The following is a 7,378-nucleotide window of genomic DNA, read 5'->3' as shown; positions in this document are numbered from 1 at the left end:
AAAAGTAATTGCATAGTTTTACTCTTGTATTCATCAATTACTAAACGTGATAAAATTACAGCTGAAAAAATGATAAATGTGATTCGAATAAAAATATTCGTTAAAGACATGAATCCCGCATAGTCTGAAAACATTTGCTCACTTTCAACTCTAGAACCCCACGCCATAAGTCCAACAGCAGTGAAAATTGCCACAATACAAATTGCTAATCCTTTAAAATAACGAGATAAATAATGTTTTTTCCATTCTAGTTTCATAAGATTAAACATGTTGTTTGCCTCCATTATAAAAATGTAAGAAGTACACTACTAAGTATTATTACTAATTCAATATCCTAAATTCATCATGTTAAGAATTGATTCCCTCACCATTCATTAAATTTAGGAAATACTCCTCCAATGAACTGTGCTTCTTATTGATGCTTTCAATCTCAATGTCATTCATAATGAACGCTTTTGAAATTTCTTGCTGTGTTGCTGTCATTTCATAAATGCGAAGCGTCTGTTCATTCATGATTTTATAGTTTTTCAAACCTAGATTATGATCTAAAATATATGCTGCTTTTTTAATATCCTGTACAGTCACTTCAATGTACTCGGTATGTTCCCCATTGATACTCATCATTGAAACTTCTTTTATCATCTTTCCATTTTGAATGACACCAATCGTATCTGCCATTTGTTCTATTTCAGCTAATATATGGCTTGAAATTAATATTGTAATACCATATTCTTTGCAAAGCATTTTGAATAATTCTCTTAACTCTTTTATACCGATAGGATCTAATCCGTTGATAGGTTCATCTAGTATCAATAGCTCCGGTTTTGTTGTTATCGCTCTGGCAATTCCTAACCTCTGTTTCATTCCAAGGGAGAAGTCCTTTACTTTTTTATTTTCGATATTGTGTAATTTGACAAGATTTAACGCATGGTCGATAGACTGCTTATCATAATAACCCATGTACTCACAATGTAAAGAGAGATTCTCTTTAGCTGTTAGTTTCTCATAAAAAATAGGATACTCAATTATGGTCCCCATCCGTTTTAGCAATTCGGATGAAGTATCAGTTAATTTTTCACCAAAAATTTCAATATCACCGGTTGTCGGTTTGACTAAATTTGTAATCATTTTCATAATCGTCGTTTTACCAGCACCGTTTGGTCCTAAGAAACCATAAATTTCACCTTTCTTCACATTCATATTGATACTGGAAACAACCTTATTTCCTTCAAACACTTTAGTAAGTCGATTTGTTCTTAATATGTATGACATACCTTTTTCCCCTTTCACTGAATATCTTGATTGTAAGAAACGAAATTCTCTTTTTTCTTACTTAATTCTTACAAATTTCTTAAGCTCAAAAAAAGCTTATAGAATATCACTTTCTACAAGCTAAAATTTCAGTTTTTTTAACGTAATTGTAAATTCAGTTTTTTTATATGGCATACTGGAAAGATGAATTTCGCCACCTAAAGCTTCTACAAGGCGCTTTGTAATCGTCAATCCAAGTCCGCTTCCTTGATATAAACGATTTCTTGAATCTTCTAATGTATACATACGTTCAAATACTTTGTCGATATGTGACTCAGAAATTCCTTTCCCTTTATCCCATATATCAATGTACACAAAGTTTTCATCGCTTCTTAAATTCATACCTAGTGTTTTTCCATCATCTCCATATGTAATCGCGTTCGAGATTAAGTTATTCAACACTCTACTTAACACTTCTGCATTTCCAAGTGCATATGTATGTTCTTCTGGTATATCAATTTGAACCGAATAGCCTTTTGACATTAGTAAATCATAGAACGATAAAATATTCTCCTGACACAATTCATTCATATTAACTCTCGTTATCTCAATATCTTTATCTCCCGACTCTAATTTCGCCAAGTCAAAGAACTTATGTATGAGTTCCATCACTTCAATTGCTTTAATATGTACTTTATTAAGCAATGCTTGTCGTTGATCCTCAACCATCCCCTGATTTGTATGTAACATTTCTATGTAACCAAGTACAACTGTCAACGGTGTTTTTAAATCATGCGATATATTAGAAAGCATCTTTCGCATAGATATCTTAACCCTCGCATGATTGGCTTTTGTTACTTGATTTGTTATTATTAGTTGATTTATGGAGACTAATAGTTTCTGTAGTTGTTTGTCGTCTGTCACAACTAATAACTTTTCATCAGTTCCCTTCTCTAATATATTGTGTAGCTTTTCATATATGTAACGTAAATCTTCATCTCTACTTCTATTCCTATTATATTGAAAAAAAATAATACTTAATAATATACCAATAATTATCAACAGTAAAAAAAGTACCACTCTACATCACTTCCATCTTATAGCCGATTCCCCATAATGTTTTAATATATTTTGGATTCGATGGATCATCCTCTATCTTCTCTCGCAGCCTTCTCATATGAACATTTATGACATTCTCATCGCCAAAATATTCGCCATTCCAAATTAGGTTATATATATGAGCCTTGGAAAACACACGATTACGATTTTTGGCAAATAGCTTTAATAGTTCGAATTCTTTGGAAGTGAGTTTAATGACTTCTCCTTTCTTCCAAACAGTAAAATTTATCGTATCAATTTTCAATTCATCAATTTGAATGATGTTATCCTTCATCTTTGGTGGGATTGAATATTTTGTTGAACGACGAATACCAGCCTTTACCCGTGCAGATAACTCAATCATTGAAAAAGGCTTACAAATATAATCATCTGCTCCGATGCCTAGCCCAATCGCCTTATCAACATCCGTATCCTTAGCTGACATCATTAAAATAGGTACAGGACTTTTTTCGCGAATCATTTTCACTACTTCTAACCCATCTATCTTCGGCATCATAATATCAAGAATGATTAAATCAAACGAACCTTGAATAAATTTTATTAGTCCCTCTTCTCCATCAGATGCTGTCGTTACAGCAAAACCTTCATTTGATAAATAGCTTTCTACCATTTCTTGAATCGACAAATCATCTTCTACTAGCAAAATATTAGATTGCATTCTCCTATCACTCCTAACTCTTACATATATTAACACATGTAATTATATCCCTATATCAATTACTATGGAAAAAATTACTTGATGGTAATAGGGAGCAGTAATAGATTCAAGTTTCTTCTCATTCTCTATTTATTTGCGATTTTATACAATAATTCTTCATAAAAAACAGGTCGTTCTACTCGAACAACCTCTTTCATTTAACCAGTTAATACATCTTCTGTAGGATATCGAACTGTATTTGTATCTTTTCTCGCTAATGAGAACAGCAACGTCAATGGCCCAATTTTGCCTAAGAACATAATAAATATAAGTACAAGTTTTCCGACTGCTGATAAATGATATGTTAAGCCCATCGTTAAACCAACTGTGCCAAAGGCTGATAAAACTTCGTACATAATCTCAGTAAGTGAAGCGTCTTCCGTTATAGTAAGAATAAATATTGCCATTACAACAAATAAGAGACTAGCTGTTGAGATGGCTAAAGCTTTAAGAACAACGTTTTGATCAATCGTTCGTTTCCCTATTACGATGTTCTTCTTCCCTTTCAAGAAAGTAGATACCGCAAACATGATCACGATAAAAGTTGTTAGCTTAATACCCCCACCCGTTGAAGCACTTCCTGCACCAATAAACATTAAAATCATTGTTACAAATGCTGTACTATCTTCAATTTGTGACAAATCAATTGTATTGAAGCCCGCTGTTCGAGGACTTACTGCTTGAAAGTAAGAAGCCCAGAACTGTTCACTCGGTGTTAACTTACCTAATGTTGCTGGATTATCCATTTCTAGCAGAAAGATTGTAATCATTGCTACTACATTTATTACTAGCGTACCGATAATCATAACTTTGGAATGTAAACTAAGCTTCTTAAAACTAGATTTTGCCCATAAATCCGTTAATACGGTAAATCCAATTCCACCAATAATAAACAGTAATGTTATAACAATGTTTATAACAGGATCTCCCACATAATTAACTAAATTATTAGGCAACAATCCAAAACCAGCATTGTTAAATGCTGAGACTGCATGAAAAATACTGAAATAAATACCTTCAGCCAATCCAAACTCAGGAACCCATCGCGTGGCTAAACAGGCAGCTGCAATGGCTTCAATTGTAAAAGCAAAAAGGAATAAACTAATAACTAACCGAATGACCCCACCAACAGATGTTTGATTTAATGATTGTTGAATAAGAATTCTTTCACGAAATCCGATTTTTTTACCTAGCATAACAAATATTAGAATTGCGAATGACATAATTCCTAAACCACCAATTTGAATCCAAATCATGATGACAATTTGACCAAACATTGTATAAGCCGTACCGGTATCGACAACGGTTAAGCCCGTTACAGTCGTTGCTGATGTAATTGTAAAGAATGCATCTAGCCAACTTATTTGCTCAGTTGTTGCAATAGGTGACTTTAACAAAATAGTACCTATTGCTAAAAATAAAATAAACAATCCTATTAAAAACTGAGGTGGACTAGTTTTGATTGCTTTTACCTTCATATGAAACTCCCTTCATACAAACCATCGTTCATCCTAATCAAATATATTTGCTTTATTTTTCTTACTTACGTTTTTCTCCAAAAACATTATAACCCTTTAAGTAAAGAATAACTTTGAAAATTTAAAGACTATTTTATTTTTCAATATCAATAAAAAAAGCTGCTCACAGTCGGTAATTCTGACCTATGAAGCAGCCCTTATATTTAATGAGACTCTGCCACATACTATTAGAATTTGTCCAAATATTGCATAGTCAAAATGAATAATCCGAGAATCCAGACGTAAACAGCAAAGATTTTCAATGAATGGTTCTTCAAAAAGCGAATCATCCATTTTACTGCTATATAGCCAAAAACCGCTGATGAAAGTATTCCAATCAACAATGCACTTGTAGAAATATGCTCTCCCTTACCTTCTAATACATCGAAAGTTTGCAAGATAATCGCACCAACGATAGCAGGGGTAGATAATAAAAAGGAAAAATAAGCAGCTGTCTCACGATCTAACTTACGAATAAGTGCAGCAGCGATTGTAAATCCAGACCTTGAAATAGCAGGAAAAATAGCTGCTGCTTGGAATGCACCTATAAATAAAGCATCACCATATGTTATGTCATTCATTTTCTTTCTACCTTGCTTCATGTTTTCTGCATACCAAAGAAAACACCCTGTCAATAGAAATTCCCAGCCAATCGTTACTCCTGTTTTTGAAATTGCATCGAAATAATCCTTAAAGGCGAATCCAACGAGAACTGCGGGGACGGTTCCAATTACTAATAACCAAGTAAGCTTACCAAAAGGATTCTTTAATATCGAAATAAACTCGTGTTTATAAAATACAAAGACGGCAACTAGTGTGCCAATATGGAGCATTGTATCTAGTGTAAGACCCGCTTCTTGCAAGTTAAACATATGCCGTCCTAAATATAAATGTCCGGTACTGCTAATCGGTAAAAATTCCGTTAAACCTTGAATAATCCCTAATATAAAAGCTTCTACTTTACTTAACATAGTTTCCATCCTTAATCATATTTAATCTCATCTTCCATATTGCTCATTCAAACGATGAAACAAATAGAGAACGAAACACATGCTAGGACACGAGAAATTCAATGGTTTAATGAATAATAGAAATTACGAGGAATTTTAGAAGAATTTAATATTTTATAGACGTCCGAGGCATGCCTAAAGAATTCATTTGTTTTAACTCTATATAATAGAAAGCCAAAACCTATCGATGATTTTGGCTTTCTTTCTAACTACAAATTTTTTTAGTAAAAAATTATATTTTTAAAGAGATATATTTTATTTCTAAATACTCTTCAATGCCATATTTTCCGCCTTCTCTACCGATTCCGCTTTCTTTCATTCCTCCAAATGGAGCTTGAGCTACGGATGGTAATCCATCATTTAATCCAATAATTCCATAATCAAGCGCTTCAGCAATTTCAACTGCTGCTGAGATGCTTTGCGTAAAGACATACGAAGCTAACCCATATGGCGTATTATTAGCGCGAGCAATCACTTCTTCGTTCGTTTTAAATGTCGAAATTGGAGCGAGCGGTCCAAATGTTTCTTCAGACATGCACAACATATCATCTTGAACTTTCCCAATCACGATTGGAGAAACAAATAAACCCGATTGATTCATATGAGGCGTTAACAGTTCAGCCCCTTTTTCAAGCGCATCTTCCACATGCTCATGTACTTTGTTAACTGCATTTTCGTCAATTAAAGGTCCGACCGTTACACCTTCTTCAAGCCCATTGCCTACCTTCAGTTTTCTAACAGCTGCTACCATTTTCTTAGAAAATTCTTCATAGATGCTTTCATGAACAAAAACACGATTTGTACAAATACATGTTTGTCCAGCATTACGATATTTCGATTGAACGACAGCAGCTACCGCATCATCAATTATGGCATCTTCCATCACGATAAATGGTGCATGTCCACCAAGCTCTAATGAAACCTTCTTCATCGTCTCAGCACTGTCTTTCATCAGCTGCTTGCCCACTTCTGTAGAGCCAGTAAATGATACTTTTCTTACACGGCTATCCTTCATCCATACCTCTGATATTGCTTGTGCACTACCTGTTACTACATTGATTGCCCCTTTATCAATTCCAGCTTCATACGCAAGTTCCACAAGCTTAATAGCTGTTAGTGGCGTTAACTTCGCAGGCTTAATTACTGCCGTACATCCCGCTGCAAGTGCCGGTGCGACTTTTCTCGTAATCATTGCAGCCGGGAAATTCCAAGGTGTAATAGCCGCAACCACACCTACTGGTTGTTTTAAAACAAGGATTCGTTTAGATGGATCACTCGCTGGAATTGTATCACCATAAATACGTTTCCCTTCTTCTGCATACCATTCAACAAAACTATTCGCATAAGTAATTTCACCTAAAGCTTCTTTGTAAGGCTTACCTTGCTCAATTGTCATCGTTCTAGCTAATTCTTCTTTATTTGCATCTATTAATTCAAACCATTTTCGTAACAATGTTGCTCGCTCAGACGCTGTTTTTTTCGACCATGTCAAGAAAGCTTCATGCGCAGCATCGACCCCTGCCTTCGCTTCTTTTTCTCCCCCATTTGGTACTGTAGCGATTTGTTCACCCGTAGCTGGATTGGTTACAGCAATACTTTGCTCGCTAAACACTTCTTGTCCATTAATTAACATGCCTACTGCTTTCATTAGCTCATCCCCCAAAATATTTTTCCAACGAAATATGTTTGTTTGCATAAGTCTTATATTTCCATTATACCAACTGAGTATAGGCAATGCTTCTATGTGCAATTTTGAAGCAATCCATATCATTTCTCTTTAATAT

General features: G+C 34.4%; 6 protein-coding genes and 1 pseudogene. All 7 read right to left on the bottom strand.

Going from position 1 to position 7,378, the window contains the following annotated elements:
* A pseudogene (locus tag V7014_RS16820) lies at positions 1-269 on the bottom strand (ABC transporter permease); the annotation flags it as partial.
* A gap of 79 nt (positions 270-348) precedes the next feature.
* Positions 349-1,272, bottom strand: coding sequence for an ABC transporter ATP-binding protein (locus tag V7014_RS16815; RefSeq protein WP_335508593.1), 924 nt, complete (start codon positions 1,270-1,272; stop codon positions 349-351).
* Between the two features lie 120 nt (positions 1,273-1,392).
* Positions 1,393-2,331, bottom strand: a complete 939-nt coding sequence (locus tag V7014_RS16810) for a sensor histidine kinase (protein ID WP_335508592.1) — start codon at positions 2,329-2,331, stop codon at positions 1,393-1,395.
* A 1-nt stretch (position 2,332) separates the two neighbouring features.
* Positions 2,333-3,028 carry a response regulator transcription factor gene (locus V7014_RS16805; RefSeq protein WP_335508591.1) on the bottom strand — a complete coding sequence of 232 codons (696 nt, stop codon included), beginning with the start codon at positions 3,026-3,028 and terminating at the stop codon, positions 2,333-2,335.
* A 197-nt stretch (positions 3,029-3,225) separates the two neighbouring features.
* Positions 3,226-4,545 (bottom strand): TrkH family potassium uptake protein, encoded by a 1,320-nt coding sequence (locus tag V7014_RS16800; RefSeq protein ID WP_335508590.1) that lies wholly within the window; start codon positions 4,543-4,545, stop codon positions 3,226-3,228.
* A 227-nt stretch (positions 4,546-4,772) separates the two neighbouring features.
* A complete protein-coding gene (locus tag V7014_RS16795) occupies positions 4,773-5,555 on the bottom strand; it encodes an undecaprenyl-diphosphate phosphatase (RefSeq protein WP_335508589.1) in 783 nt (260 codons plus the stop codon).
* A gap of 271 nt (positions 5,556-5,826) precedes the next feature.
* On the bottom strand, positions 5,827-7,227 hold the full coding sequence (locus V7014_RS16790) for an NAD-dependent succinate-semialdehyde dehydrogenase (protein ID WP_335508595.1): 1,401 nt from the start codon (positions 7,225-7,227) through the stop codon (positions 5,827-5,829).
* Positions 7,228-7,378: the final 151 nt, after the last annotated feature.

Origin of the sequence: Bacillus sp. JJ722, from assembly GCF_036963345.1 — a bacterium.
GTDB lineage: Bacteria > Bacillota > Bacilli > Bacillales > DSM-1321 > Bacillus_AD.
The sequence above is the reverse complement of the archived record's forward strand: the minus strand, read 5'-3'. Positions and strand labels throughout refer to the sequence as shown.

Excerpts from the sequence above, each read along its gene's own strand:
- V7014_RS16805 (WP_335508591.1), bottom strand. The coding sequence starts at position 3,028 with ATGCAATCTAATATTTTGCTAGTAGAAGATGATTTGTCGATTCAAGAA.
- V7014_RS16790 (WP_335508595.1), bottom strand. The coding sequence starts at position 7,227 with ATGTTAATTAATGGACAAGAAGTGTTTAGCGAGCAAAGTATTGCTGTA.
- V7014_RS16815 (WP_335508593.1), bottom strand. The coding sequence starts at position 1,272 with ATGTCATACATATTAAGAACAAATCGACTTACTAAAGTGTTTGAAGGA.
- V7014_RS16800 (WP_335508590.1), bottom strand. The coding sequence starts at position 4,545 with ATGAAGGTAAAAGCAATCAAAACTAGTCCACCTCAGTTTTTAATAGGA.
- V7014_RS16795 (WP_335508589.1), bottom strand. The coding sequence starts at position 5,555 with ATGTTAAGTAAAGTAGAAGCTTTTATATTAGGGATTATTCAAGGTTTA.